This window comes from Streptomyces albus subsp. albus (genome assembly GCF_000719865.1).
Taxonomy (GTDB): Bacteria; Actinomycetota; Actinomycetes; order Streptomycetales; family Streptomycetaceae; genus Streptomyces; species Streptomyces albus_E.
Genome location: NZ_JOID01000046.1, coordinates 1 through 25,841 on the forward strand (window position 1 = coordinate 1; position 25,841 = coordinate 25,841).

General features: G+C 73.5%; 23 protein-coding genes, 2 tRNA genes and 1 pseudogene. 12 read left to right on the forward strand and 14 right to left on the reverse strand.

What is annotated here, in order from left to right; all coding sequences use genetic code 11:
• The first annotated feature begins 427 nt into the window (after positions 1–427).
• Together IF83_RS0128170 and IF83_RS0128175 are read left to right on the forward strand one after the other, a co-directional pair.
• Complete coding sequence (locus IF83_RS0128170) at positions 428–1,120, forward strand: hypothetical protein (protein WP_030548986.1); 693 nt, start codon at positions 428–430, stop codon at positions 1,118–1,120.
• A 69-nt stretch (positions 1,121–1,189) separates the two neighbouring features.
• Positions 1,190–1,972: an alpha/beta fold hydrolase gene (locus tag IF83_RS0128175; RefSeq protein ID WP_030548988.1), complete on the forward strand. Its 783-nt coding sequence runs from the start codon at positions 1,190–1,192 to the stop codon at positions 1,970–1,972.
• Positions 1,973–2,163: 191 nt separating this feature from the next.
• Here the strand turns inward: IF83_RS0128175 and IF83_RS0128180 are convergent, their stop codons facing one another.
• The 3 genes from IF83_RS0128180 to IF83_RS0128190 all read right to left on the reverse strand — a co-directional run bounded on the left by IF83_RS0128180 (position 2,164) and on the right by IF83_RS0128190 (position 4,644).
• Entirely contained in the window at positions 2,164–2,751 is a 588-nt protein-coding gene (locus tag IF83_RS0128180; RefSeq protein ID WP_078843976.1) for a heme-degrading domain-containing protein, read from the reverse strand.
• A gap of 25 nt (positions 2,752–2,776) precedes the next feature.
• Positions 2,777–3,943, reverse strand: coding sequence for a Gfo/Idh/MocA family protein (locus IF83_RS0128185; protein WP_030548991.1), 1,167 nt, complete (start codon positions 3,941–3,943; stop codon positions 2,777–2,779).
• Positions 3,944–4,254: 311 nt separating this feature from the next.
• Positions 4,255–4,644 carry a YciI family protein gene (locus IF83_RS0128190; protein ID WP_244177249.1) on the reverse strand — a complete coding sequence of 130 codons (390 nt, stop codon included), beginning with the start codon at positions 4,642–4,644 and terminating at the stop codon, positions 4,255–4,257.
• A gap of 460 nt (positions 4,645–5,104) precedes the next feature.
• Here IF83_RS0128190 and IF83_RS0128195 point away from each other — a divergent pair, with 460 nt between their 5' ends.
• The 4 genes from IF83_RS0128195 (at position 5,105) to IF83_RS0128210 (ending at position 9,473) form a co-directional block, all read left to right on the forward strand.
• Positions 5,105–6,175: a hypothetical protein gene (locus IF83_RS0128195; RefSeq protein ID WP_030548995.1), complete on the forward strand. Its 1,071-nt coding sequence runs from the start codon at positions 5,105–5,107 to the stop codon at positions 6,173–6,175.
• A gap of 509 nt (positions 6,176–6,684) precedes the next feature.
• Positions 6,685–7,464, forward strand: coding sequence for an HAD-IIA family hydrolase (locus IF83_RS0128200; RefSeq protein ID WP_030548997.1), 780 nt, complete (start codon positions 6,685–6,687; stop codon positions 7,462–7,464).
• Between the two features lie 106 nt (positions 7,465–7,570).
• Positions 7,571–7,981, forward strand: coding sequence for a hypothetical protein (locus IF83_RS0128205; RefSeq protein ID WP_030548999.1), 411 nt, complete (start codon positions 7,571–7,573; stop codon positions 7,979–7,981).
• 442 nt (positions 7,982–8,423) lie between these two features.
• Complete coding sequence (locus IF83_RS0128210) at positions 8,424–9,473, forward strand: glycoside hydrolase family 6 protein (protein WP_037681804.1); 1,050 nt, start codon at positions 8,424–8,426, stop codon at positions 9,471–9,473.
• A gap of 173 nt (positions 9,474–9,646) precedes the next feature.
• Here the strand turns inward: IF83_RS0128210 and IF83_RS0128215 are convergent.
• Positions 9,647–9,720, reverse strand: a tRNA-Lys gene (locus IF83_RS0128215).
• A gap of 340 nt (positions 9,721–10,060) precedes the next feature.
• Between IF83_RS0128215 and IF83_RS0128220 the strand changes: the two genes are divergently transcribed.
• Positions 10,061–11,185, forward strand: coding sequence for a winged helix DNA-binding domain-containing protein (locus IF83_RS0128220; RefSeq protein WP_037681797.1), 1,125 nt, complete (start codon positions 10,061–10,063; stop codon positions 11,183–11,185).
• A gap of 447 nt (positions 11,186–11,632) precedes the next feature.
• Here the strand turns inward: IF83_RS0128220 and IF83_RS0128225 are convergent, their stop codons facing one another.
• Positions 11,633–12,448: a nucleotidyltransferase domain-containing protein gene (locus IF83_RS0128225; RefSeq protein ID WP_037681807.1), complete on the reverse strand. Its 816-nt coding sequence runs from the start codon at positions 12,446–12,448 to the stop codon at positions 11,633–11,635.
• 214 nt (positions 12,449–12,662) lie between these two features.
• Here IF83_RS0128225 and IF83_RS0128230 point away from each other — a divergent pair, with 214 nt between their 5' ends.
• Positions 12,663–13,325 carry a nucleoside/nucleotide kinase family protein gene (locus IF83_RS0128230; RefSeq protein WP_030549006.1) on the forward strand — a complete coding sequence of 221 codons (663 nt, stop codon included), beginning with the start codon at positions 12,663–12,665 and terminating at the stop codon, positions 13,323–13,325.
• A 357-nt stretch (positions 13,326–13,682) separates the two neighbouring features.
• On the forward strand, positions 13,683–14,276 hold the full coding sequence (locus tag IF83_RS0128235; RefSeq protein ID WP_030549009.1) for a lytic polysaccharide monooxygenase auxiliary activity family 9 protein: 594 nt from the start codon (positions 13,683–13,685) through the stop codon (positions 14,274–14,276).
• Between the two features lie 114 nt (positions 14,277–14,390).
• Here IF83_RS0128235 and IF83_RS0128240 read toward each other — a convergent pair.
• The 6 genes from IF83_RS0128240 to ehuB form a co-directional block, all read right to left on the reverse strand.
• Positions 14,391–14,464, reverse strand: a tRNA-Lys gene (locus IF83_RS0128240).
• Between the two features lie 134 nt (positions 14,465–14,598).
• Positions 14,599–15,357 carry an IclR family transcriptional regulator gene (locus tag IF83_RS0128245; protein ID WP_030549012.1) on the reverse strand — a complete coding sequence of 253 codons (759 nt, stop codon included), beginning with the start codon at positions 15,355–15,357 and terminating at the stop codon, positions 14,599–14,601.
• Positions 15,358–15,695: 338 nt separating this feature from the next.
• Complete coding sequence (ehuA, locus tag IF83_RS0128250; protein WP_030549013.1) at positions 15,696–16,508, reverse strand: ectoine/hydroxyectoine ABC transporter ATP-binding protein EhuA; 813 nt, start codon at positions 16,506–16,508, stop codon at positions 15,696–15,698.
• Positions 16,498–17,148: an ectoine/hydroxyectoine ABC transporter permease subunit EhuD gene (gene ehuD / locus IF83_RS0128255; protein WP_030549015.1), complete on the reverse strand. Its 651-nt coding sequence runs from the start codon at positions 17,146–17,148 to the stop codon at positions 16,498–16,500. Before ehuD ends, ehuA begins: the two co-directional genes overlap by 11 nt.
• Positions 17,148–17,894, reverse strand: a complete 747-nt coding sequence (gene ehuC / locus IF83_RS0128260; protein ID WP_208605952.1) for an ectoine/hydroxyectoine ABC transporter permease subunit EhuC — start codon at positions 17,892–17,894, stop codon at positions 17,148–17,150. Before ehuC ends, ehuD begins: the two co-directional genes overlap by 1 nt.
• On the reverse strand, positions 17,891–18,790 hold the full coding sequence (gene ehuB, locus IF83_RS0128265; RefSeq protein WP_030549018.1) for an ectoine/hydroxyectoine ABC transporter substrate-binding protein EhuB: 900 nt from the start codon (positions 18,788–18,790) through the stop codon (positions 17,891–17,893). The genes ehuC and ehuB overlap by 4 nt, the downstream gene beginning before the upstream one ends.
• 166 nt (positions 18,791–18,956) lie before the next feature.
• Here ehuB and IF83_RS0128270 point away from each other — a divergent pair, with 166 nt between their 5' ends.
• The gene (locus tag IF83_RS0128270) at positions 18,957–19,481 is read left to right on the forward strand and encodes a DUF3830 family protein (protein ID WP_030549020.1); all 525 of its coding nucleotides are present in this window, start codon (positions 18,957–18,959) and stop codon (positions 19,479–19,481) included.
• A gap of 79 nt (positions 19,482–19,560) precedes the next feature.
• Here the strand turns inward: IF83_RS0128270 and IF83_RS0128275 are convergent, their stop codons facing one another.
• Positions 19,561–20,997, reverse strand: a complete 1,437-nt coding sequence (locus tag IF83_RS0128275) for an amidase (protein ID WP_030549022.1) — start codon at positions 20,995–20,997, stop codon at positions 19,561–19,563.
• Positions 20,998–21,025: 28 nt separating this feature from the next.
• On the reverse strand, positions 21,026–21,994 hold the full coding sequence (locus IF83_RS0128280) for a D-2-hydroxyacid dehydrogenase (RefSeq protein ID WP_030549024.1): 969 nt from the start codon (positions 21,992–21,994) through the stop codon (positions 21,026–21,028).
• A gap of 244 nt (positions 21,995–22,238) precedes the next feature.
• On the opposite strand from IF83_RS0128280, the pseudogene IF83_RS0128285 reads away from it, so the two are divergent.
• Together IF83_RS0128285 and IF83_RS0128290 are read left to right on the forward strand one after the other, a co-directional pair.
• Positions 22,239–23,102: pseudogene (locus tag IF83_RS0128285) on the forward strand (maleate cis-trans isomerase family protein); the annotation flags it as partial.
• A 550-nt stretch (positions 23,103–23,652) separates the two neighbouring features.
• Positions 23,653–24,429 (forward strand): maleate cis-trans isomerase family protein, encoded by a 777-nt coding sequence (locus tag IF83_RS0128290; RefSeq protein WP_051723500.1) that lies wholly within the window; start codon positions 23,653–23,655, stop codon positions 24,427–24,429.
• On the opposite strand, the gene IF83_RS30810 is transcribed toward IF83_RS0128290, so the two are convergent.
• Entirely contained in the window at positions 24,416–25,732 is a 1,317-nt protein-coding gene (locus tag IF83_RS30810) for a molybdopterin-dependent oxidoreductase (protein WP_051723499.1), read from the reverse strand. The genes IF83_RS0128290 and IF83_RS30810 overlap by 14 nt on opposite strands.
• Positions 25,733–25,841 lie beyond the last annotated feature (109 nt).

Below are 25,841 nucleotides of genomic sequence, written 5' to 3' on the forward strand. Positions count from 1 at the left end.
GGGTGCGGGGTGGCCCGGGGCGGTGGGGTGCGGGGGTGCGGGGGTGCGGGCGGGTGTCGCCCAGTGGGTTACCAGGGGTAAGTCACTGTGTTACGCGACGGTAATGAACGCACCGCCGTACGGCAAGAGCCCTGCGGTGTTCCGGTCCGGCGCCTGGACCGGCCCGGCGCCCGGTCCGATCGGACGCCGCTGGTGGCGTCGCTGTCACGTTCCCGGCCCGCATCCGCCCGGGCCTGGAGCTGCGGGAGGACGCGAGCGAACACAGCGCACAGCGCGGTGAGTAATTCCCGCTCCTGGTCGGTGAGTTCATGTCGGTGCTCGACCCCCGTGATGCAATGGGGGCGACCCGGACGACCCGGGCAACTCGCGAACGCCAGGTCTGGGCGCGTGGAGGGGGGAGATCGCCATGGATGTTGTCGCGGGCGCTGTGGGCTCGCAGATTCTCAGTGCGGTGGTGGCCGCCGTGCTCACCGGGACCGGCACCCTCCTGCGCTGGTTCGTGGCCAAGCGGCTGCCCGCACGCCGCACCTGGCGCTACCCGAACGCGAGCGACCTCTCCATCGTTCTCGACACCTCCTACGTCGACACCGGCCGCTACCAGCGACCTGTAGCCGGTCTGGGACAGGTCCGGGCGCTGTCCGTACTCGTTCCCTCTCTCACCCATGCCTACCGGGACCTCGATCTGGAGAAGGTCCGCCTGTCGGCACACGTGCCGGGCAGCGAGATGGAGAACGACCTGCTCGTCCTGGGCGGACCGAAGAACAACGAGGCAGCCCGCCGCATCCTGGAGGCCATGGCGGAGGTGTTGCCGTTCCGGTGGGGCGGAGGAGCGATCACCTGGGAGGGGACGGCCTACACAGGAGATGCCGCGGACGGCGAGGTTGTGCGTGACTGCGGCTACATCGTCCGAGCCGCGAACCCCCTCAACCCGAAGAAGCGCGTCGTGCTGATCGGCGGCTGGTCAACCTATGGCACCGTGGCCGCGGCCCGCTGGTTGGCCGAGAACGGAGCCAGTCGCTCCCTGACCGCCGATGTCGCCGTGCTTGTGGAAGCCTCGGTTCTTCGAGATGGCCACGTGTCCACGCCTCGCGTCCTGCGCCAGGCAAGGCTCAGCGGGTGAACCGCGCCACCGTTCGCGGACGGACCCTTGCCTAGTCTCTTCAACAAACCGACCGCAAGGGAGCGAGCTGTGCGCCATGCCGCCGTGACGCCCGAAGGCGACCGCATCCGCTGGGTCGAGCTGCCGGGGCGGGAGCCGGCGCGTGTCTACGTGCACGGTCTGGGCGCCACGTCGCCCGCCTACTTCACGGAGGTCGCGGTCCATCCCCTCCTGGCCGGCCGCCGTTCACTGCTGATCGATCTGCTCGGTCACGGCATCAGCGACCGGCCGACGGGTTTCGACTACACCCTGGAATCCCACGCGGACGCGCTCGCCGCCGCTCTCACCGCCGCGGGCGTCAGCGGCGCGGAGCTGATCGCGCACAGCATGGGAGGCTCGGTGGCCATCGTCCTGGCCGCCCGGCACCCGGTCCTGGTCTCCCGCCTGGTCCTGGTCGACGCCAACCTCGACCCGATCCCGCGCCGGTCCGGCGCACCGGGCAGCAGCGGCATCGCCGCGTACTCCGAGCGGGAGTTCCTGGCGGGCGGCTGGGAAGAGGTCCGCGACCTGGCAGGCCCCCACTGGTGGTCCACGATGCGCCTGGCGGGCCGTGAGGCCCTGCACCGCAGTGCGGTCCACCTGACGCGGGGCACCGTCCCCACCATGCGGGAGCTGCTGCTGAACCTGAAGATCCCCCGCGCCTACCTGCTGCCCGAGGACGACGGCCCGCTCCAGGGCGCCGACGCGCTCGCCGAGGCCGGGGTGTCCGTCGTCGCGATCCCGGACTGCGGGCACAACATCATGCTGGACAACCCGGAAGCCTTCGCCCGCGCCGCCGCGGCGGCGCTCGCGGACCGCGACCGGGAGGGATAGCCGGGACGCGCGCTCCCGCCGGAGCTCACCGGGGTCCGCGTTCCCGTCCGGCCTCCGGGAGAGGAGGAAGCGCGCGCCGCGCCGTACCGGAGCCCCTGGCCGTGCAGGGCTCCGGCCGTTACGAGCACCGGCCGTTACGGGGCCGGGGACGGCAGCCGGCCGGTCGGCGGGGCGGCGGCAGAGGCGGGGGGTTACGGAGCCGGGGCGGGCGGCGGCACCGTCGGCGGGCCGGGCACCGGGCGGGCCGGGTCCGGGTCCGGTTCCGGGGCCGTTGTCGGCGTCGGCGTCGCCGGGACGTCCGGGGCGAGGAAGGTCTCCAGGGCCTCGACCACCATCGCGTGGTCCTCCGCCTGCGCCAGCCCCGAGACGGTCACCGCGCCGATGACCCCCGCGCCCTCCACCCGGATCGGGAACGAGCCGCCGTGTGCCGCGTACAGGCACGGGTCGAGCGGGGACGAGGCCTCGAACGTCGTCCCCTTCGCGCGGAAACGCGTGCCCACCAGGTACGAGCTCTCCGAGAAGCGCTCGACCACCCGCCGCTTGCGGTCGATCCAGTCGTCGTTGTCCGGTGACGTGCCGGGCAGCGCGCAGTGGAACACCTGCTGGTGACCGCGGCGTATGTCGATGGTCACCGGCGCCGACCGCTGCCGGGCCGTGTCGGCCAGCAGGCAGCCCAGGCGCCAGGCGTCCTCGTGCGTGAACCGGCGCAGCACCAGGCGGTCCTCCTGGGCACGCAGTACGGCGACGAGGGCGGCGGGATCGAAGGCGGGGTCCGTCATCAGCTCTGCTCCCGGGGTCACGGGGTTACGGGGCGATCGCCCGGCCCTCCTGGGCCGAACGGCGTGCGGCTTCCAGGACGTCGAGCGCCGCGGCGGCCTCCGGGGCCGTCACGGGCGGCGGGGTGCCGTCGCGCAGGGCCGCCGCCACGGCCGCGTAGTATGCCGGGTAGTCACCGGGCAGGGTCGGGACGGCCCGGCCGCCGCCGCTCACCGGCGACTCACCGGCACCGAGCCGGCCCCACAGGGACTCCGGTTCCACACCCCAGGCGCCGGCGCCGGTGTCCGTGCCGGCTGCGCCGGGTCCGCCGGGTGCGCCGGGCGTTCCGGCGGTTCCGGACGGCCGCAGCCCGTCGCGCAGGGCCTGCTCCTGCGGGTCGAGTCCGTACTTCACATACCCGGCCGTGCTGCCCAGGACACGGAAGCGCGGCCCGAGTTGGGCGGTCGTGGCGCTCATCCACAGATGGGAGTTGACACCGCTCGCGTGCGTGAGCGCGATGAAGGTGTCGTCGTCCGCTTCGGCGCCCGGGCGGCGGACCGCGGACTCGGCGTAGACGCGGACGGCCGGGCCGAAGAGCACGAGCGCCTGGTCGACGAGGTGACTTCCCAGGTCGTAGAGGAGACCGCCGATCTCCTCCGGGTCGCCCGACTCGCGCCAGCCGCCCTTGGGCTTGGGCCGCCAGCGCTCGAAGCGGGACTCGAACCGCTGGACGTCTCCCAACTCGCCTGCGGCGACGAGCTGTTGAACCGTACGGAAGTCGTTGTCCCAGCGGCGGTTCTGGAAGACGGAGAGCAACAGGCCGCGCTCCTCGGCGAGGGCGGCCAGGGCGCGGGCCTCGGCGGCGGTCGCGGAGAGCGGCTTGTCGACGACGACCGGCAGACCGGCGCGCAGCGCGTCGGTGGCGATGGGCACATGCGTCCGGTTGGGGGAGGCGACGACCAGCAGGTCGAGCGCGTCCCCGCCCTCCGTACGGGACAGCAGCTCGCGGTGGCTGTCCGCGAACCGCACCCCCGGGTACTCGGCGCGGGCCTGCTCGCGGCGCTCGGGGCTCGTCGTGACGACCGTGTCGAGGACGAGGCCGGGGGTGGCGGCGATCAGCGGGGCGTGGAAGACGGACCCCGCCAGACCGTAGCCGACGAGGCCGACACGGAGCGGGGAACGGGAGCCGGTACCGGCGGACGTGCGCGTGGACATGCCCCTCACTCAACCACGCGCCTCCGCCGGGACCCCGAGGGGCCCTGTCCGGCCGGCCCGCGGCGGGGCCCGGGGGCGGCGTCCGTGGGACGTCCGGCGGACGGGTGCGGCCCTCGCCCGCTCGGCTTGTCGTACCCGCGCCCGGCTTGTCCGCCCCGCTCGTCCGCTCTCTCGCCCGGTGGCCCCGGCCTTCCGGCTGCCGGACCGGCCGGAGCCCCCCTGCGGTGAGACGGACGCTTCGGACAGCGGGGGAGGAGGCCGCCGGCGGCCCGTACGGCCGGCAGGGCCCGCCCCGGAACCGCGACCGCCGCCTACTCCGGAGGGCCCTCCATGACCGGGTGGAGTTCGACCGGGTCGTCGCCGGGGGTGCCGTCCGGCCTCGGCGCCGTGGAGATGCGCGTGGCGATCTCGACCGCGCGTTCGGGGGTCGCCACATCGATGATCCAGTAGCCCGCCAGGATCTTCTCGGCCCGGAAGTGCGGGCCGTCCGTCACCTCGGGTGTGCCGTCCGGCCGGGCCCGCACCGTCGTGACCGGCCCCGGGCCGCCCAGGCCCTGGGCTTCGACCATCTCGCCCCGCTCGGCCAGCTCCTTGTTGACCTCCTCCATGAAGGAGACCAGGGGGCCCCAGCCGGCCTTCGCCTTCGCGTAGGCGGCCATTTCCTCGTCCCAGGTGTCGCGTCCGCCGAAGATCTGCACCATGTACTTCACGTTCTCGCTCCTTGCCGCGGTCCCGGGCCGGTGCCGCCGGGCGAGGCGGGCACCGGGCGAACGGATCGCACCGTCCGCCCCGGCAGCCCTTCCCGGCCGGCACGGCCGGACGAACGGCCCGCCCGGCTGAATCGCCTCCTGCGCACCGAACGGCCCGGCTTCCTCCCAGGCTCTACGGCCCGGACGGCACCCGGAGCATGGACGCCGGTCCCCGCGTCGGCAACCGCTCCGGGCCGTTCGGACGCGAACCCCGGCCGCTTCGGGCGAACCGGCCGTGCCGCGGGCCGCGTCGGACCCCGGGACGGGGAAGGCACCAGATGTACGGGCGGGCCCGGACGGCACCCACCGCGCGGACGGCGAGCCCGGCGCGCACAGCGAGCCCGGCGCCGGACCCGGGCCCGCGGGCGGGACCGGATCCGGGCCCGCGGGCGGACTCCACCGAAGGTGTGCCATGGGCCAGCGCAGATACCTCACCGCCGGGGCCGCGGCCGGAGCGGCCGCGCTGGTGGCGGTGGCCGCCCCCGTCCTGGCGTTCCTGCCGAACGACAGGGCCCAGGCCCTGGCGGGTGCCCAGGCCCAGATCCGGGCCCGGACCCTGTCGGCCCCGGCGGCGGTGGTGGCGCCGGGCGCGGTGCCCCGTCCGCTGCCCCGGGCCGTGCAGCCGTACTGCGGCGACCGCGACAGCCCGGACTTCCCGCTGCGGGCCCGCATCCGCGGCGGCCCCCGGGAGTACACGGCCGGGGACGGCTGGCGGCGCTGGTCCATCGGCCTGCGCAATACGACGGACCGGGCCTGCCGGGGCGTGCACCCCGTGGCCGTGCTCGTCGACAGCACCCGCGAGCTGGCCGCCGAACGGATCTTCCTGCAGTTCTACGACGCGTACAGCCGCTCCTGGCGCCCGGTCACGCTGGAGACCACCGACCGGCACGAGCACATCGCCGTCTTCGACGGCTTCCCGGGCTTCGCCGTCCCGGCGGGCGGGACCGTCACCGTCGGCGTACGGATGCGCTTCGCCGAGGGCACGGCCGGCAACGCGGTGCGGCTCACCGTGGCGGCCGTGCAGCGGCGCGACGACGACGGCGACTGGATCGGCTCCTCCAACGACTACGACTTCGCGATCCGGGGCGACGGCAGCGCGGCGGACGCCGGTACGGCGGAGAACACCCGGCCCCGGGCGGAACGGGAACGGACGGAGAAGCGGGAACGGAAGCGGGAACAGGCGGAGAAGCGGGAACGGGGCCGCCCCGGAGAGGGAGAGGCGGAGACCCCCGGCGGGGCGCGGGAGCGCGGTGGCCCGGGGGAACGCGGGGAGCCGGGGGAACGCGGCGGTTACGGCCGGCCCGGCCGCCCGGGGGGCTCCGGCGAGCCGGGAGGTTCCGGCCCGTCCGGCGAACTGGCCCGCACCGGCCGCGGCACCGGAGCCGCGGACCGCGACGTCATGGCCCGGCTCGGTGCGGCCGCCGGGGCGGCCGTCGCGCTCGGCGCGGTCCTGATCGCCGCGTCCCGCCGTGTACGCCGCTGAACTGCCGCCTGCACCGGCCTCCGCGTCCCGGCCCCGGCGCGTCCACGCCCAGGCGTCCCGGCCCCTGCCCCCGTCCGCCCCGTACCGCGGTTCCTTGCCGGCGCCGGCCCTCGGACGTCCGGTCTTCGTTCCCGGCTCCTGTACGCGCGTGCCGCTGCCGCTCGCCGCCCGCGTTCGCCGTCGCCACGTCGCCACGCCCACCCGGGAGCGCGGCCCGTGCGCGGTGCGGGGCGGACCGGCGGAGGCATGGAACCGACGGCGGCGGAGAGACGGAACGCGTTCCTTCCGGGAGCGCGGAACCGTACCCGGCGGCACCGGCACCGCCCACACCGGGCTCAACGCCCGCCGGCCACCGGAACGACCGGAAGCGCTCATCGAAGGGACGGAAACCGGTCACCAACGGGCAGGAGCTGCCAGGTCCCGCGCCGTTAGGCTGGACCGAGTGGCGGGCCGGAGCACCGGTCCGGCCGGCCGCACCGCCCATCCGCACCGAGGACAGGAGCCGTTCCGTGGCAGAGCGCAAGCCGATCGAGTCGTGGCTCACCGACATGGACGGTGTGCTGATCCACGAGGGCACCCCCATCCCCGGCGCGGACTCCTTCATCAGGCGGCTGCGCGAGTTGGAGCGGCCGTTCCTGGTGCTCACCAACAACTCCATGTTCACGCCGCGCGACCTGCACGCCCGGCTGAACCGGATGGGCCTGGACGTCCCCGTCGAGAACATCTGGACGTCCGCGCTCGCCACCGCCCAGTTCCTGGAGGACCAGCGCCCCGGCGGCACGGCCTACGTCATCGGCGAGGCCGGTCTGACCACCGCCCTGCACGACGTCGGCTACATCCTCACCGACGCCGAGCCGGACTACGTCGTGCTCGGCGAGACCCGGACGTACAGCTTCGAGTCCCTCACCAAGGCCATCCGCCTGATCAACGACGGGGCCCGCTTCATCGCCACCAACCCCGACGCCACCGGCCCCTCCACGGAGGGCGCCCTGCCCGCCACGGGTGCCGTCTCCGCGCTGATCACCAAGGCCACCGGCCGGGAGCCGTACTTCGTCGGCAAGCCCAACCCGCTCATGATGCGCGCCGGGCTCAACGCCATCGGGGCGCACTCCGAGAGCAGCGCCATGATCGGCGACCGGATGGACACCGACGTCCTGGCCGGACTGGAGGCCGGGATGGAGACGTTCCTCGTGCTGTCCGGGGTGACGCGGCCGGACGAGATCGGGCGCTTCCCGTACGGGCCGTCGCGGGTCGCCGAGTCGATCGCCGACCTCGTCGACCTGGTCTGAGCCGGCCGGCCGGGCCTCCCCCGGCCGAACGGAGCAGCGTCCGGCCCGCCGGGCATGCGGGGCGCGGCAGGGCGCGCGAACCTTTCCGGGCGAGAGGAGGTGCGTGATGGACTCCGTCCGACTGGCCGGCGCGCTCGCGGCGTCCGGTCTGCTCTGCGCCCCCGTGGGGGCCTCCGTCCCGGCGGCTTCGGCCGCCCCCGCGCCGGCCGCTTCCGCGCTCCCCGACTCCGCGCCGGCCGCCCGGGCCGCTCCCGGTCCGGGGGCCGTCCCCGTGGCGGCGGTCGGCCGTCCGGGCGCCGTCGAATCCGAGGGCAGCCCCAACACGCGCCAGATCGTCGTCGGCGTATGCCTCGCGGGCGGTGCCCTCCTGGGCATGGCGGGCCTCGCCCTGCACCGCCGCCGCACCACGAGACCGCCCGCGCCGCGGGAGCGGGAGGACGCGCTCCGGCCCCGCGAACCCTCCCGCAGCCGGGCCGGTCCGCCCGGCGCGGACAGGACGGACGGGGCGGACGGCTGACGACGGCGACCGCCGAACGGTGCTCCGCCCGGACGCCTGCGGCCGCCCCCGACCGCCGTCCGCTGCCGTCCGGTGCCGTCCGGCGCCGCCCGACCTCCGCCGGCCCTGCGCGGTCCACCGCTTGCCCGGCGTCGGCTGCCCGGTCTGCCGTCCGGCTGTCGCCGGTTGCCGAACTGCCGTCCGGCACCCCGGCCGCGTCCGGCGTCCGGGCCGCGCCGCCCCGGCGCCGTCCACCGCCCCGTCCGCCGCCGTCCACCGCCCCGGTCGTGCCCGCTGCTCCCGCCGGGCGCCCCGCGCCCCCGCTACGGCAAACGCCGTAACGGGGCTTCCCCGGCCACGGTCGCTGCCGGGCCCCGCGCGGGCCGCGTGCCAGGATGCGTCCGACCCGATGTCCCGGACGCGGTCCCGGGGCACACCGCGGACCGAGGCCCAGGGGGAGCGGATGGACGGCTACGGCCACATGGGCCGGCTGGCGGCGAGCGCGGCGGCCGGAGCGGTACTGCTGCTCGCGGGCTGTTTCCGGCCGCCCGGTCCCGCGCCCGCGCCGGGGTCCGGCCCCGGGGACGACCGGGCGCGGCAGCCGCGCACGGCCCCGCACTCCTCCACCCCGTTCTGGGTCAACCCGCACGGCACCGCCGCCCGGCAGGCCGCCGCCCTGCGGGCCCGGGGCCGCACCGGCGAGGCCGCGCTGATCGAGGAGAAGATCGCGGCCCAGCCGGTCGCCGAGTGGATCGGGGCGAAGGCCCCCCGGGCCGAGACCGCCCGCCTCACCCGGGCCGCGGCGCGGGAGAACCGCGACGCCCTGCTGGTGCTCTACAACATCCCGCACCGCGACTGCGGCCAGTACTCGAAGGGCGGCGCCCCGGACGGTGCCGCGTACCGCCGCTGGATCGCCGAGGTCGCGGCGGGCATCGGCGACCGCCCGGCCGCGGTGATCCTGGAGCCGGACGCGGTGCCGCACATCGTGGACGGCTGTACCCCGCCCGTCCACCACCAGGAGCGCTACGGGCTGCTGGCGGAGGCCGTGGCCCGGCTGAAGGCCCTCCCGCGCACCCGGGTCTACCTCGACGCGGGCAATCCGCGCTGGATCACCGACCCGGGCCGGCTCACCGGCCCACTGCGGCGCGCGGGGATCGGGCAAGCCGACGGCTTCGCCCTCAACACCGCCAACTACCGGACGACCGCCGAGAACCGCGACTACGGCAGGACGCTGTCCCGGCTGCTCGGCGGCGGCAAGACCTTCGTGATCGACACCAGCCGCAACGGCAACGGCCCGCTGCCCGGCTCCGGCGACCAGGCCCTGAGCTGGTGCAACCCGCCGGGCCGCGCCCTGGGCGAGCCGCCCACCACCCGCACCGGGGACGAACTGGTCGACGCCTACCTGTGGATCAAGCGTCCGGGGGAGTCCGACGGCACCTGCAAGGGCGGGCCCCCGGCCGGCCGGTGGTGGACGGACTACGCCCTGGACCTGGCCCGCAACGCGGACTGGTAGCCGCGGTCCGGGCGGAGACGCGGCCCGGGCGGAGCCGCGGCCCTCGTGTGACCGGGCGCGTCCGTCCGCCCTGCCCCCGGTGCGGCGCTTGCTCCCGATCTCCCGTGCGGCCCGCACGGCCCGGACGCGACTCAGGGCCTTCCCGCCGTGGCGGAAAGGCCCTGAGTGTCATGTGCGCCGCCAGGGACTCGAACCCCGGACCCGCTGATTAAGAGTCAGCTGCTCTAACCAACTGAGCTAGCGGCGCCTGCTGACCTGGTTAATCCTACCGGACCGGATCGGGTGTTCCGTACGCCCGGGCCGGCTCCCGGGCCTTCCGGCGCGAAATGTGACGAGGCTCATGGTTTCCCAGAGTCCGGCGCGCCGTGGGGCAGGGCGCGCCCGAGGCGGGCACGGCGGCTCCGGGGCCGCTCGCCGCCCCGGCGCCGAAGGGGTGCGGCGAAGCCCCAACGCGTACCGGGCGCACGCGTATTGTGCGTCAATGGGCGCGCGGTGCGCGGACTCGCACGGCAGACTCGGGGGGCGCAGCCGCACCGGCGGTCCCGCCGTCACCGGCGGCCGCAGCTCTCCGAGGGAGTTTCCGTCCAATGACCACGACCACCCCCGCCGTGCTGGACCACAGGGCTCTCAACCGGGCCTATCTGGCACGGCAGATGCTGCTGAGCCGGCACCGGGTGTCCGCGCGGGCCGCGATCGAGAGCCTGGTCGGGCTCCAGTCGCAGCAGCCCGTACCGCCCTACTACGGACTGTGGACCCGGCTGGCGGACTTCCGCCCGGAGGAGCTCTCCCGGCTGATCAGCGAGCGGGCCGTCACCCGCATCGTCGTGATGCGCGGCACCGTCCACCTCGTCACGGCCGATGACGCCCTGGCGCTCCGGCCCTGGGTGCAGCCCTGCCTCGACCGGGCCATGAAGAGCGCCTGGGGCAGGGACATGGCGGGCATCGAGCTCGCCGCGCTGGCCGGGGCCGCCCGCGAACTCCTCGACGCGCGGCACCTGTCCACCACCGAACTCGGCGGACTCCTCCGGGAGCGGTGGCCGGACCACAGCCCGTCCGTGCTCGTCAACGCGGCACGGGTGCTGCTGCCGCTCGTCCAGGTGCCGCCGCGCGGCCTGTGGGGGCGGAGCGCCCGGACCACCTATGCCACCGCCGAGTCCTGGCTCGGCCGGCCGCTGGTCCCCGAGCCGCCCGCCGAGGAGCTGATCGTCCGCTATCTGGCGGCCTTCGGCCCGGCGACGGTGAAGGACATCCAGGCCTGGTCGGGGCTCACCCGGCTGCGGGAGACCGTGGCGCGGCTGCGGCCCCGGCTCGCCGTCTTCCGCGACACCGCGGGCCAGGAGCTGTTCGATCTTCCGGAGGCCCCGCGCCCGGAGCCGGACACCCCCGCCCCGGTGCGCTATCTCGCGCCGTACGACAACGCGATCCTGTCGCACGCCGACCGCACCCGCATCATCGACGAGGCGGGGCGCCGGGCCATAGCCACCAAGAACGCGGTGATCCCCGGGACCGTCCTCGTCGACGGCTTCGTCCGGGGCGCCTGGCGGATCGACGAGCAGCGCGGCACCGCGACCCTCACCGTCCAGCCCTTCAGCGCTCTGACCGCGCGGCAGCGCGACGAACTGGCGGAGGAGGGGGAGCGGCTGCTGGCCTTCGGCGCGGAGACCGCCGGCGAGCGGCTGATCCGCTTCGCCGAACCGCTCGGCGGCGGCTGACGCCCCGGCGGGCAGCGTGCCGCTGTCGCGGCGCCCGGGGAGCGGCGGCACGCCCATGGCACACCACCCGTGCGGGACCGCACGCGCGCACGGGCACGGGCGTCACACGGTGAGCACCGGGCCGGCGGAGCCGGAAGGCACGGCAGGCGGAGCCGGCGAGACGGGGCACGGGAGCGCCCCCAGACGCGGGTTCGCCCGGCCCGCCGCCCCCAGCGGCGCCGGACCGGGCACCTCACCCTGCTCACCGGCTGCCCCCGTTCGCCCGGTATAGGCCCACGGATTCCGACTTTCTCGCCTCCCCGTCCGGAGCCACCGGGGTGAGCGGCCATCCGTGGCCGCCGGCAGGGGCGGCCCTCCACGTTGAACCGGCCGATGTCCGGGGACGGTTCGTTGCGATGGGGCGACTTTCCCGGCGTTGGCCGGTCGACCACGTCACCCTGGCTTCCCTCAGGACGTGAGCCGGGCGCACACCTCGCCGGCCAGCCCGTCAGCGGCGTCGAGAACGGTGGACAGAACGTCCGGGTCCGTGCCGGGCACGGCGAACAACTGGTGAGCCCGCGCAGCGAAATCCGCAGGCGCGGCCGGGAGTTGTTCCGCGTCCTGAACGGCTCCCTTTTCGTTCAGCACCCAGCGACCCGCGTGAGCGTGCAGGCCCTGCACGAGAAGCCCCACCGCGCGGAAGAGGCAGCCGGCGACGTAGAAGGCGTCTCCGCGAGCCGCTCCCTTGCGGGCGCAGGCCAGGGTGAAGGGAGCTTCCCACCGCGCGTTGGCGATCAGCGCCTCGCGCAACGGCTCCGGATAACGCCGGCTCTCGTGCTGCAGGGCCCGCAGCTCGCCACCGGGGTCAGCGATGACGCGCCCGACGGCCACCTCACCGACGTACGCAGGGGAGTACACCCCGAGCGGGTGACCGGCTTGGATGCCCACCTCGAAGCGCCCCGCCCGGCACTCCTCCCAGATCCGGTGCACGCGGTCCAGATCGCGGTAGATCCAGTCAACACGGCAACCGTCAACGGTCAGCCAGGCTCCGCCGTCCACCCACGGCCCCCAGCCGCCCGGTTCCGTCACGTTCACCGGCTCTCCGGCCAGCTCGGCCGCGAGGAGACGCAGGGCAGCGGTGTCCAGCGGCGGCCGATAGTACAGACCGAGATCGAAATCGGAGTCGGGCCGGTGCGTTCCCCTCGCTCGGCTGCCACCCAGACACACCCCGGCCACTCCGCCGATGCCGGTCAACCGGTCCGCGATCTCCGTCAAGCGCTCCACGGCCCGGAGTCTGCGGGACCGGATCACTCACCGCAACCACATTTCTCAGCCGCTCGGTCCTCTCAGTCCTCGGGCTCTCCCCTCCGGGAAGGCGCGGAGAAGAGCCTTGTCCGTGCGACGGCGTGTGCGCCTCCGAACGACACCCGAGAGCCGCACCAGGCTGCGGCAAGCGCCTCGTCCGCGTCCGCCCGGCATCAGGACTTAGCCTGCCGGTATGGACATCGCGGAACTGGCGGACGAGGCGTGGGCCCTGACCGGCGGCGGGCGCGCCCGGACCGTGCTCGGGATCGCGGGGCCGCCCGGAGCGGGCAAGTCCACCCTCGCCACGGCCCTCGTCACCCGGATCGAGCGGCGGCACGGGGAGGCCGCGGCCGGCTATCTGCCGCTGGACGGCTTCCACCTCTCCAACCGCCGGCTCGAACGCCTCGGGCTCACCGACCGCAAGGGGTCCGCGCCCAGCTTCGACGTCTGGGGCTACGAGGCCCTGCTCCGCCGCGTCCACGAGGACACCGGCCGCGACATCTACGTACCGGACTACGACCGCACCCTGCACGAGCCCGTCGCCGCCCGCCATCTGCTGCGGCCGCACACGCGGTTGGTCGTCACCGAGGGGAACTACCTGGCCTGTGCCGCGCCCGGCTGGCGGGAGGCGCGCCGGCTGATGGCCGAGGTCTGGTACGTCGAGACGCCCGACGCCGTACGGGACGCACGCCTGGTCGAGCGGCAGCTCGCGGGCGGCCGGGACGCGGCCGGGGCCCGGGCATGGGTGGACGGCAACGACCACCCCAACGGCGAGTGGGTCAAGGAGTCCCGGTCCCGCTGCGACCGGGTCATCCGGGAGCTCGACCTCGACCTGAGCGGCACCGGACGGGACTGACGGAAACCCCGGTGCCGGGGTGGGGAGCCCTCGGCAGGGAGAACATCATGCGACCGGCGACCGGCGACCGGCGACCGGCGACCGGCGACCGGCGGCGGCCGATGCGTGCGCGCCGCCCGCGACCGCCCCGCCTCGCCTCGCCCCGAGACTGCTACAACCCCTGATATTGGTCTAGACATCCCCAACGGCCGTCGCTACTCTCCCAGTTGGTCTAGACCGCACCCCGGGGCTGCTCCCCATCCCCATCCCACTCCCCACCCCCACCAGCAGCCCCCGCTCCTCACCCGAGCCGAAGAGCCGGGCCCGCGCCGACCCAGCGGCGGGTCCGGACGACCCCCACGTCTTCTGGAGCGACTCATGCGCCGAAAGATCCCCACCACCCTGCTCGGCCTCGGCATCGCCGGGGTCTCCCTCCTCGCCACCACCGGCAGCGCCCAGAGCCACGGCTACACCGACTCGCCCATCAGCCGGCAGGCGCTCTGCGCGAACGGCACCGTGCAGGACTGCGGCGGCATCCAGTGGGAGCCGCAGAGCGTCGAGGGCCCCAAGGGCTTCCCGGCCGCCGGCCCCGCCGATGGCGCCATCTGCTCCGGCGGCAACAGCCGGTTCGCCGAGCTGGACGACCCGCGCGGCGGCCAGTGGCCCGCCACCGCCGTCACGGCCGGGCAGAGCCACACCTTCACCTGGCGGCTCACCGCCCGGCACGCCACCTCGGACTTCCGGTACTTCATCACCCGGAACGGCTGGGACCCCACCCAGCCGATCACCCGGGCCGCGCTGGAGTCCCGGCCGTTCCTGACCGTCCCCTACAACGGCCGTCAGCCGGATGCCACGGTGACCCACCAGGGCACCATCCCGGGCGGCAAGTCCGGCCGGCACGTGATCGTCGGCGTCTGGGACGTCGCCGACACGGGCAACGCCTTCTACTCCTGCTCCGACGTGCGGTTCTAGCCGCCCGGATCGGCGCCGCCCGGGGCCGGCCCCGGTACGAAGGCCCGGTGCTGCGGCCCCGTAGAACGCGATGGGCCCCTCCGCCGGAACGGAGGGGCCCATCGGTATCGCGCGTGCGCCGCCAGGGACTCGAACCCCGGACCCGCTGATTAAGAGTCAGCTGCTCTAACCAACTGAGCTAGCGGCGCGTGCTGACGTGCGGCAATACTACCCGGTCCGCCGGAGTGCTCCCGACCGGTTTTCCGGCACCGGCCGTGACCGTCCGGACCCGCACCGCACCGTCCGGCCCCGCACCGTCCGGCCCCGCACCGGTCCGCCGGCCTCAGAACGTGAGGGACAGCGCCAGCGGGGCCGCCCTGCGGTTGAGCGTCTCGGCCGCCTGGCGCAGCCGGTGGGCCTTCTCGATCGGCGGGGAGAGCGCCAGGCAGCCGACGGCCTTGCCGGCGGCGATGGGCACCGCCGCGCACACCGTGCCCACGGCGTACTCCTGGAGGTCGAGCACGGGGACGGTGGACGGCTGGTGGTCCAGCTTGCTGAAGAGGATCTTCTCGTCGGTGATCGTCCGTGAGGTGAAGCGGGCCGTCTTGTGGCGGGCGAGGTGGTCCTGGCGGCCGTTGTGGTCGAGCTGGGTCAGCAGGCATTTGCCGACCGCGCTGGCGTGCGCGGCGGAGCGGAAGTCCACCCACTCGTTGACCTTGGGGGTGTCCGGCCCGTGGGCGCACTGGGTGATCCGCACCTCGCCGTCGACGTAGCGGCTCAGATAGACCGCGGCGCCGAGGGTGTCGCGCAGCTCCTCCAGATGACGCTGGAGCTTGTCGGCGAGGGCCTTCTCGCGGGCGGCCGAGCCGAGCAGCAGCAGCGTCCGGCCGACGGCGTAGACGCCGTCCGCGGCCTCGTCCACGTAGCCCTCGCGGCGCAGCATCCGCAGCATGGGCCCGAGCCGCTCCGCCGGCAGCTCGGTCTCGCGCGCGAGCTGTTCGCCGGTGACGCCGCCGTGGTGGCGGGCGATGCTCTCCAGGACGCGCAGGGCGTGCTGGACCGAGGCGAAGGGCGCGGTCGGCTCGGGCTGCTGCTGCGCCACGGTGTCCCCCTACAGGTGTGACCGTTTGCATCGTCGCCGCGCTCTTGGTTACGGAGGATTCCGTCCTTCCGAGGCCGTCCTCCACCGTCGCCACGGCTGGGCTGCACCCCACGATAGCGGCCAAAAGCCCGCCTGCGGGGCCGAGTTGTGCACAAGAATGGCGCACTTGCCGCGGTGTCGCGGAAGTGCGCCATTCTTGGCATATGCCGTGGTCACGGGCCAGGCGTCGCGGGCCCGGACAGCCGTCCGGAGGAACGGTCCGGCGGCACCGCCGGGGCCCGGGAGGACGCCTCGGGCCCCGGCCCGCGCCCCGGCCCGCGCCCGGCGGCGCCGCGGGATCACAGCACGGCGCTGAGGAACTCCCGGGTCCGCTCGTGCTCCGGCTCGGAGAAGATCTTCTCCGGCGGCCCGGACTCGATGACCCGCCCCGCGTCGAACATGAGCACGTCGTCGGAGATGTCCCGCGCGAAGTTCATCTCGTGGGTGACGACGAGCATGGTGATGTCCGTGGTGTGCGCGATGTCCCGCAGCACGTCCAGCACACCGGCCACCAGCTCCGGGTCCAGCGCCGAGGTCACCTCGTCGAGCAGCAGCACCTTCGGCCGCATGGCCAGGGCCCGGGCGATGGCCACCCGCTGCTGCTGGCCGCCGGACAGATGGGTCGGGTAGGCGTCTGCCTTGTCCGACAGCCCCACCAAGTCCAGCAGTTCGCGGCCCCGCTCGGTGGCCTCGTCCTTGCTCATCCCCAGCACGTGGACCGGGGCCTCGGTGATGTTGCGGAGCACCTTCATATTGGGGAAGAGGTTGAACTGCTGGAAGACCATGCCGATCTTCTTGCGCACCTCGCGGGTGTGCCGCTCGCCCGCCCGGACGAGCTTGCCGTTCTTCTCCTCGTGGGTGAGGTATTCGCCGTCGACGGAGATGGTGCCCTCGTCCGGCTTCAGCAGCGTCATCAGCAGCCGCAGAATCGTCGTCTTGCCGGAGCCCGAGGGGCCGATCAGCGTGACGTGCTTGCCGGCGTCCACGGTGAAGTCCAGGTGGTTCAGCACCGTATTGCTGCCGAACCGCTTGGTCACCCCGTCGAAACGGATCAGCTCACTGCCGGCCGCCGGGGCCGGGGTCGCGTTGGGGGAACTGCTTTCAGCGGACAAGACGACGCTCCAGGGCTCGCATGAGGAGGGAAGCCGGGTAGGCGATGAGGATGAAGGCGATGCCGACGACCGTGATCGGCTCGGTCATGACGAAGGTCTCGGACCCGAACTGGCGGGCCTCACCGAGCATCTCCAGCACACCGATCGTGGCGATCATCGGCGAGTCCTTCAGCATCGCGATGACGTAGTTGCCGAGCGCGGGCACGACCCGCCGGATCGCCTGCGGCAGGATCACGGCGGACCAGGTGCGCGTCCGCGGCAGGCTCAGCGCGGTGGCCGCCTCCCACTGGCCCGCGGGCACACCCTCGATACCGGCCCGGTACACCTCGGCGGTGTAAGTCGAGTAGTGCAGACCGAGGCCGATGACACCGGTGGTCAGCGCGGAGAAGGTGAGACCCCACTCGGGCAGCACGTAGTAGAGGAAGAACAGCTGCACCAGCAGCGGCGTGTTCCGGACGAACTCCGTGAACACCTGCACCGGCCAGCGCACCGCCCGCAGCGTCGATCGCTGCGCCAGCGCCCAGAAGAGGCCGAGCGCGAAGGCGATGAGCGAGCCCAGCACCAGCGCCTGGAGGGTGACGAGGAGACCCCGCCAGAAGTCCGGCATGAAGTCGGCGACCGCCGACCAGTCCCACTGCATCAGATACCCCCAGCGCCGGCCGCGTCGGCCGAGATGTCGGTGCGCTCACGGAGATTGAGCTTGCTCAGCAGCCCGCCGCCCTTCGCGGGCCGCTGCCCGACCCGGGTCTTCGCCTGCCGCTCGACCACCCGCATCCCGCGGGTCAGGACGAAGGCGAGCACGAAGTACATCACCAGGATGACCGTGTAGACGGGCGCGCTCTCCCCGGTCGCGTTCCGGATCAGCGAGGCGCCGAAGGCCATGTCGCCGACACCCATGATCGACACCAGGGCGGTGCCCTTGAGCAGCTCGATCAGCAGGTTGTTGAACGGTGGCAGCATCTCCGGCCAGGCCTGCGGCAGGATGATCCGCCGCATCCGCTGCATCGGGGTGAAGCTCAGCGCGATCCCCGCCTCGCGCTGCGCCGGCGACACCGCCTGCACGGCGCCGCGCACGACCTCCGATCCGTACGCGCCGTAGGACAGGCCCAGCGCCAGCGTGGCCGCCCACAGCGGCAGCAGCTGCCAGCCGAAGGCGACCGGCAGGACGAAGAACAGCCAGAACATCAGCACCAGGGCCGACGTCCCCCGGAAGATCTCCATGTAGAGCCCGGAGAGGAAGCGGACGATCCACAGCCGGTGGGTCCGGGCGATACCGACGACGAAGGCGACGACGGCGCCGAGGGCCGCGCTGAAGACCGTCAGCTGGACGGTCACCCACAGCCCTTCGAGGAGGAGTTCCCACAAACCCCAGGTGATCTCACTCATGGCGCGCACTTCTCCTCTGCGGTCAGGTCCGTCATCTGCTCCTCCGTGAAGCCGAAGGGCCGCATGATCCGCAGAAGTTCACCGCTGTCCTTCATCTTGTGGAGTTCGCGGTTGAAGGCGTCGCGAAGATTCGTTTCCGCTTTGCGGAACGCGAAGGCGCCGGCGTCGACGACGGGCTTGCCGTCCACGATCGGCTGGATCTCCTCGGTCGCCTCCACGCGTCTCGACTTGGTCTCCTTGATGACGTTGCGCACGGTCACGGCCGTGCCCGCGAAGACGTCGGCGCGGCCCTGCTCGACGGCGAGGAGGCCGGCCAGCTGGTCCGGCAGGAGCGTGATCTTCTTGACCCCGGCGTCCTCGGCGTAGCCGATCTCCGCGTAGCCGACGCCCGTGGCGAGGGTCGCGCCGGCCTTGGCGACGTCCTTGTAGTTGTTGAGGTTCTTGGGGTTGCCCTTGCGGACGATGAAGGCGTCGAGCATCTGGTACTCGGGGTCCGCGAAGAGCACCTGCCGGCAGCGTTCGGGGGTGATGTACATCCCGGCGGCGACCACGTCGAACTGCTGCGAGTTCAGACCGGAGATCAGCGAACCGAACTCCGTCGGGAACGGCTGGACCCTCGGTACCCCGAGCCGCTCGAAGATGCGGCCGGCCACCTCCGGCGCGTAGCCGGTCATCTCGCCGTCCTTGCCGATGTAGCTGTACGGCTGCTCGCCGGCCAGCCCCAGTTTCACGACACCCTGCGCCCGCAGGCGCTCCAGAAGATCTCCCCCGTCCTTGACGTCTGCGGTGGAGACCCGGCTGCAACCGACCGCCCCCAACGCGCTCAAAGCCGCCGCCCCTGCGAGCAGGGAGCGGCGGCCGATCCGGTACGTATCGTTCCCGCGTGGTCGAGCCATGGGCGGCTCGCTACCCGGAGCCCAAGAATTCATGCCGCTCTTTTCCAGCCTTAACCGAGCTGAGACCGCCGCCGGTTCTGTTGGGATTGATCCACTTGCGTCACCATAAGAGCCCGGCGCGCGCACCGGCCGGGACCCGTCCGGGACGACTGACAGGAGCATCCGAATGACCGACTCCGCACCCCGTGACCGCTCCGTCCGGCACATCGAGGTGTCCCTGGCCAAACGCGGTGTGACCTGCACCGCACGGCTCCTCGACGACCGTGCCCCGATCACCTGCGACGCCGTCTGGAACGCCCTGCCGCTCGGCGGCGACGTCTACCACGCCAAGTACGCGCGGAACGAGATCTACACCCTGCTGCCCCCGTTCGCCCCCGCCGAACCCCCGCTGGAGAACCCGACCATCACCCCGATCCCCGGCGACCTCTGCTACTTCACCTTCACCGACACCCAGCTCGGCACGAAGTCCTACGGCTACGAGGAGCAGGCCGGGCACCGCGGGCAGCGGCAGGTCATCGACCTCGCGCTGTTCTACGAGCGGAACAACCTGCTGATCAACGGGGACGCGGGGTGGGTCCCCGGCATCGTCTGGGGCACCGTCGTCGACGGCCTCGACCGGATGGCCGACGCCTGCCAGGACCTGTGGCGGGCCGGCGCGCTGGGGGAGAGCCTCACCTTCCGGCGGGCCTGAACACCGCGCGCCCGCGGCTTGCGGCCCGGCGCCCTCCCAGGCGGGGGCGCCGGGCCGCGCCGCGGCGCGAAGACGCCGGTCAGCCCGCCGCGGGCGGCGGCACCCCGTCCGCGATCCCGGCCTCGTACAGGGCGTGTGCCGCGCGCAGCACCAGACCGTCCGCGTGCCGCGCCCCCACCAGCTGCACCCCGATCGGCAGCCCGTCGCCGTCCAGCCCGCAGGGCACGGTCGCGGCGGGCTGCTGCGTGAGGTTGAACGGGTACGTGAACGGCGTCCAGCCCGTCCACCGCGCGTGCCCGGAGCCCTTGGGCACCTCGGCGCCCGCCTCGAACGCGGTGCCGGGCATCGTCGGCGTCACCAGCAGGTCGTACGTCTCGTGGAAGCGGCCCATCTCCCGGCCCAGCGCCATCCGGACGTCCACCGCCGTCAGATAGTCCAGCGCGCTGTACGCCGCCCCCCGCTCCGCGACCTCGCGGAGCGCCGGCTCCAGCAGCTCCAGCCGTTCGGGGCCGAGCGGCTGCACCACCCGCGCCACCCCGCTGAACCACAGGGTGTGGAAGGCCTCCACCGGGTCCTCCGCGAGCGGCGGTTCGGCCTCCTCCACCCGTGCCCCCAGCGAGGACAGCAGATCCACCGCCCGGCGTACCGCGGCCGCCACCCGCGGCTCGACGGCCACCCGCCCGCCGAACGACGCGCTGTACGCCACGCGCAGTCCCGCCACCGCCTCCGTTCCGCGGACCAGACCCGCCGCGAAGTCGGCCGGCACCCGGTCGGACTGCGACCAGTCCCGCCAGTCCGGGCCCGTGATCACATCCATCATCAGGGCCGCGTCCCGGGCGTCCCGCGTCATCGGGCCCACATGGGCCAGCGTGCCGAACGGGCTCGCCGGGTAGAGCGGCACCCGGCCGTAGGTCGGCTTCAACGCGAAGATCCCGCAGAAGGAGCCGGGGATGCGGACCGAGCCGCCGCCGTCCGTGCCCAGGCTCAGCGGCCCCGCGCCGAGCGCGACCGCCGCCGCGCTGCCGCCGCTCGACCCGCCCGCCGTACGGCGCGGATCGTACGGATTGACGGTCACCCCGTGCCGCGGGCTGTCCGTGACTCCCTTCCAGCCGAACTCCGGCGTGGTCGTCCTGCCGGTGAACACCGCGCCGTGCTCCCGCAGCCGGGCCACCGCCGGGGCGTCCTCCCGCCAGGCGGCCGGATCGCCGGCGTCCACGGTGCGCGAACCGCGCAGGGTGGGCCCGCCGCGCATCAGCAGCAGGTCCTTCACGGACACCGGCACGCCGTCGACCAGCCCGGCCGGCTCACCGCGCAGCCAGCGCCGCTCGGACTCTGCGGCCTGCGCGAGGGCGCTCTCGGCGTCCACCCGCACATGGGCGTTCACCACGGGCTCGGTGCGCTCGATGCGCTCCAGCACGGCGCGGACCACCTCCACGGGGGAGAAGGCGCGGGTGGCGTAGCCCGCGAGCAGCCGGGTCGCCGTGAGGTCGCACAGCTCGGTCTTCGGGTCGGTCATCGGGGCCTCCGGGGATACGCGGGGGAGCTCAGGGCACCGGTACGTAACCGAGCCGCTTGTCGACCACGTTGAGCAGCGGCTTTCCCGCCACCCAGCGGTCGAAGTTGTCCATGAACTGCTCGGCCAGGGCGTCCCGCCAGCCCACCGTGTCCCCGCTCATGTGGGGGGACACCAGCAGCCCCGGGGCGTCCCACAGCGGGCTGTCCTCGGGGAGGGGCTCCTCCTCGAAGACGTCCAGCGCGGCACCCGCGAGCACTCCTTCGACCAGGGCCTTCGCCAGATCGCGCTCCACCACGAGCTGTCCCCGGCCGATATTGACGAACCGGGCCGACGGACGCATGAGGGAAAAGGCTTCCGCGTCGAACATTCCCCGGGTGTCCTCGGTCAGCGGAGCCGCGGCAATCACCCAGTCGGCGGAAGGGAGAAGATCTTTCAGCGCCGCGTTGTCGTACACCTGATGGAATTCCGGGTCGTTTTCCCGCGCGGTGCGCCCGACGAGTTCCACGACGACACCCAGTGCCGCGAGCGTACGCCCGATCGCCCGGCCGATCGGGCCGGAGCCGGCCACCACCGCGCGGCTTCCCGCCAACCGCATGGTTTCCCGGTGCCGCCATTCCCGCCGCCGCTGGAGTTCCCAACTGCCGGAAAAATCCTTGGCCAAGGCGAGGACGAGCCCGGCGACGTACTCCGCGATGGGCTGCTCGAAGATCCCCCGGGCATTGGTCACCACCGCGTCCGACTCCCTCAGCTCCGGGAAGAGCAGCCGGTCGACCCCCGCGCTGGCGGTGTGCACCCAGCGCGGCCGGCGCCCCGCGCCGGGCCAGGCGCCGCGCAGGATGTCGGTGGTGAAGTCCCACACCAGCAGGGCGTCGGCGGCCGGCAGCAGCGCCGCCAGGGACTCCGCGTCGCGGGCGTGCACGACCCGGGCCCGGCCGGAGAGCCGGTCGAGCCGGGGGGCGGGCTCGCCGCCGAGGACGAGCAGGGTGCTGTCGGTCATGGGTGGGAAACCATTTCGAAACGTCTCTCCGCTTCGCTGGAGAGGTGCCGGGAAAAACGGCGGGAGAACTGGGATTGACCACGCTAGGGACCGGAAACTACCTTCGTCAATACGGGTATTGCCGACCCGGGTCCACCCGTGCCGGCTTCTGTCCCGGCGCCCCGGCGTGCACGGCTTTCTCTTCTCTGGTACCGCCCTCTTTCCCCGGCTTCGGCCTGCCCTCCGTTCGTATTGGGGCTGTGGAATGGATGTCTCTTTTCTGGGTGGCCCGCGCCCGCAACGCGGCGTGGGTGTCGTGGCACCGTTCGATTTCGCGCTGGACCGGGAGCTGTGGCGCTGGGCCCCCGACCAGGTGTCGCTGCATCTGACCCGTACGCCGTTCGTGCCGGTCGAGGTCAGCCTCGACCTGGCCCGGCTGGTCAGTGAGCACGAGACCCTCCGGGAGGCCACGCACACGCTGCGCGCGGTCAGCCCCGAGGTCGTGGCCTACGCCTGCACCTCCGGCAGCTTCGTCGGCGGCCTGGCCGGGGAGCGCGCGATGTGCGCGGCGATGTCCCAGGCCGGCGAGATCCCGGCCCTCACCACCTCCGGCGCCCTGCTGGAGGCGCTGGCGGAGATCGGGGCCCGGCGGATCGCCCTGGTCACCCCGTACACCGCCTCCGTCACCCAGGCCCTGGAGGAGTATCTGGCGGAGGGCGGGGTCACCGTCACCGACCGCGAGTTCCTCGGGCTGACCTGCCACATCTGGAAGGTCTCCTACCGGTCCGTGGTGGAGATGGCCCGGCGGGCCGTCACCCACGGAGCGGACGCCCTGTTCATCAGCTGCACGAATCTGCCGACGTACGACGCCATCCCGCAGCTGGAGGCGGAACTGCGGATGCCGGTGCTGTCGGCCAACCAGGTGACGATGTGGTCGGCGCTGCGGCGGATCGGGGAACGGGCGGTGGGGCCGTACCAGGCGCTGCTCGACCCGGTGGCCCGGCGCGGCCCGGCCTCGATGACGGCCATGCCCAGCGTGCCCCCGTCGCCGTCTCCGTCGCTCCCGCCCCCGCCCACGCACGCGGTGCCCCCGGCGCCGTCCGCCGCTCTGATCGAGGGCCCGGGGACGGCGGACGCCTTCGACGGGGGCGGGTTCGGCGGGCCGTCCGGGCTCGGGCCGGGAGCGCTCGGCCCGGAGCTGCTCGGTCCGGACGGGCTCGGCGCCGTGGCGCCGTTCGCGGACGGGCGCGGGGAGCCGGAGGCGGCGTTCGCCGGGGCGGCGGGCGGGGCGGGGGCCGAGACCGAGGCGGCGGACGCCCTGGACGCGCCGCTGTACCCGGACGATCCGGCGGGCCCGGCCCCGCTGTGACCTGGGCGGCGGATGCCGCGGGAAGGGAGGGAGGCGGGGGAGCGGACGGGGGCGACAGGAACGGCGAGACCGAACAGGCAGGAGCGCGAGACGCATGGCAGAGCTGACGACGCCCGGCACGATCCCCGGCACGACGCCCGGCACGAGCCCCGGTACAGCCCCCGGCCCGGCGGCCGGAACGGCGCCGGAAACGGCCGCGGAGAGGGCAGCCGGCAGGGCGCCGGAGTACGGGACGGAGGCAGCGGGCGCCGGCGCGGCGACCGTCGGCTTCCTCTACCCCGGGTACTCCGCCGAGGACGACTACCCGCGGCTGGAGGCCATGCTGGCCGGCACCGACCCGGGCGACGGCGCCCGCACCGGGCCCGAAACCGTCGGCACCCCGGCCGGGGCGGGCGCGGGGGACGGTGTGCTCGGCCTGGCCGGTGCCGTCACCGGCGCCTCACCCGCCGTCCGGCTGCCGCTCGTCCACACCGATATCGGCGAGGACGCCCACCGCGTCGACGCCCTGCTGGAGATGGGCTCGGCCGCCCGGCTCGCGGCACGGGTCGCCGACCTCCGGGCGCGGGGCGCGCAGGCCGTCGTCTGGGCGTGCACCAGCGCCAGCTTCGTCTTCGGCCGTGAGGGCGCACAGGAACAGGTGCGTGAACTGGCGCAGGTGGCCGGGCTTCCGGCCTCCAGCACCTCCTTCGCCTTCGCCCACGCCGTCGGCGATCTGGGCGTGGAACGGGTGGCCGTGGCCGCCACCTATCCGGAGGACGTCGCCGGACTGTTCACCGCCTTCCTGAAGTCCTTCGGCACGGAGGTCGTCGCGATGCGCGGCAGCGGCATCATCACGGCCGCCGAGGTCGGCACCTGGGGCTGGGAGGAGGTGCGCACCCTCGCCCGTGCGGGCGACCACCCCGACGCCCAGGCCGTGCTGCTGCCGGACACCGCCCTGCACACCGCCGCGTACATCGCCCGGCTGGAGGCGGAGCTCGGCAAGCCCGTACTCACCGCCAACCAGGTGACCGTCCGCGAAGGGCTGCGGCTGCTGGCACACCCGGTGCCGCACCGCCCGCGGCTGGGAGCGCTGTTCACCTCCCGCTGACGCGACGGACGGACCGTCGCGACGGACCGTCGGCCGATGCCATCGTGGCCTGCGCCGGCCACGAAAGCGGTCGGCCCCGTCCCGTGGCCGGGACGGGGCCGCCGGTCCCTCGAACGCTTCCGGTGTTCCCGCAGTCCCCGCTCCGGCAACCGTGAACAGGCGAGGTGCCACTGTGATCGCGGCCGGGGTCAGATCCGGGCGTTGATGGACTGATAGGAGGAGTCCTCCCGGGTTCCGCCCTGCCGTCGCCTTCGGTGCGGTAGTCCTCGATCCATTCGATGCTGCGCAGATACTTGATCATCTTGTAGCCGTGGATCGACTCCACCCGCAGCCGTACGGGTGCGCCGAAGGTGAGGGGGAGGGGCTTGTCGTTCATCTCAAAGGCCAGGATGGTCTCGTCCTCGTCGGCCATCTCCGGCGGGAGGCAGGTGTAGTACGGCTCCAGGGGCTTGCCGCCGTGCATCTTCTGGGCCAGCCCGAAGGAGGTGAGCTTGACGTACCGTGCGCCGGGCTTCTTCTCCACCAGAGCGAGCACGTCGGAGAGTCTCACCCCGGTCCACTTGGCGATGCCGGTCCACCCCTGCATACAGGTGTGCAGGGTGATCTGCTCCTGCTGCGGCAGCGCCCGCAGATCGTCGAGGCTCAGCGAGACGGGCCTGTCGACCAGTCCGCCGATCTCGAGCCGGTAGTCCTTCCAGTCGTCCCTGCGCAGCTGTTCCCATTCGGGGGACTCGTCCCCGACAGGATGACGTCCGTTGCTCCAGTGGTAGGGGGAGATGTCCTTGTCGGTCCACACCTGCCGGCTGCGCTGGCGGGACTCCATGTGGTTGACGGTCATCCGGCGCAGCGGCTCGGTGGCCCGGTCGAGCAGCACTTGGGTGCGGCGGATGTCCGTCAGGCTCCAGTAGCTGGCCGCCAGCCACACCGCGACGACGGCGGCGATGCCGATGAGCGTCATGGTGAGTGCCTGTGCGAAGCGTGCCGGGTCGGCCTCGCCGAGCACCATCTGGGTGAGGTTGTGCTCGGGGTGGACGATGAAGACGAGTGCCACGTGCAGGACGGTGAACGCCGTGAAGAGGGCCATGCCGATGAAGTGAAGGGAACGCGCCGCCTGCCGCCCGCCGAGAAGCTTGGCGTACCAGGGGAACCGGCCGGCCACGGCCGGCGACATGACCGGGCCCGTGATGATCATCAGCGGGGCGAGGATGAAGACGACCCCGAAGTACAAGAGTTGCTGAAGCGCGTCGTAGGGCTGGAAGTGCTCGAGCGACGGGACACCGAAGCCGGCGTAGATTTTCAGCATGATCTAGCGCGGAACCCCGGGCGTTCACGACTCCGTTGGGGAATACGCAAACCGGCTGATCAGGTCATGCCACAAGGGCAAGGCGTGCGAGGTGGGAGATGCGGGTGGT

Coding starts and splice junctions, on each gene's coding strand:
- IF83_RS0128180 (WP_078843976.1), bottom strand. CDS start 2,751: ATGACGGACCCCGCCTTCGATCCCGCCGCCCTCGTCGCCGTACTGCGT.
- IF83_RS0128185 (WP_030548991.1), bottom strand. CDS start 3,943: ATGTCCACGCGCACGTCCGCCGGTACCGGCTCCCGTTCCCCGCTCCGT.
- IF83_RS0128190 (WP_244177249.1), bottom strand. CDS start 4,644: ATGGTGCAGATCTTCGGCGGACGCGACACCTGGGACGAGGAAATGGCC.
- IF83_RS0128195 (WP_030548995.1), top strand. CDS start 5,105: ATGGGCCAGCGCAGATACCTCACCGCCGGGGCCGCGGCCGGAGCGGCC.
- IF83_RS0128205 (WP_030548999.1), top strand. CDS start 7,571: ATGGACTCCGTCCGACTGGCCGGCGCGCTCGCGGCGTCCGGTCTGCTC.
- IF83_RS0128210 (WP_037681804.1), top strand. CDS start 8,424: ATGGACGGCTACGGCCACATGGGCCGGCTGGCGGCGAGCGCGGCGGCC.
- IF83_RS0128220 (WP_037681797.1), top strand. CDS start 10,061: ATGACCACGACCACCCCCGCCGTGCTGGACCACAGGGCTCTCAACCGG.
- IF83_RS0128230 (WP_030549006.1), top strand. CDS start 12,663: ATGGACATCGCGGAACTGGCGGACGAGGCGTGGGCCCTGACCGGCGGC.
- IF83_RS0128235 (WP_030549009.1), top strand. CDS start 13,683: ATGCGCCGAAAGATCCCCACCACCCTGCTCGGCCTCGGCATCGCCGGG.
- ehuD (WP_030549015.1), bottom strand. CDS start 17,148: ATGCAGTGGGACTGGTCGGCGGTCGCCGACTTCATGCCGGACTTCTGG.
- ehuC (WP_208605952.1), bottom strand. CDS start 17,894: ATGAGTGAGATCACCTGGGGTTTGTGGGAACTCCTCCTCGAAGGGCTG.
- ehuB (WP_030549018.1), bottom strand. CDS start 18,790: ATGGCTCGACCACGCGGGAACGATACGTACCGGATCGGCCGCCGCTCC.
- IF83_RS0128270 (WP_030549020.1), top strand. CDS start 18,957: ATGACCGACTCCGCACCCCGTGACCGCTCCGTCCGGCACATCGAGGTG.
- IF83_RS0128275 (WP_030549022.1), bottom strand. CDS start 20,997: ATGACCGACCCGAAGACCGAGCTGTGCGACCTCACGGCGACCCGGCTG.
- IF83_RS0128280 (WP_030549024.1), bottom strand. CDS start 21,994: ATGACCGACAGCACCCTGCTCGTCCTCGGCGGCGAGCCCGCCCCCCGG.
- IF83_RS30810 (WP_051723499.1), bottom strand. CDS start 25,732: ATGCTGAAAATCTACGCCGGCTTCGGTGTCCCGTCGCTCGAGCACTTC.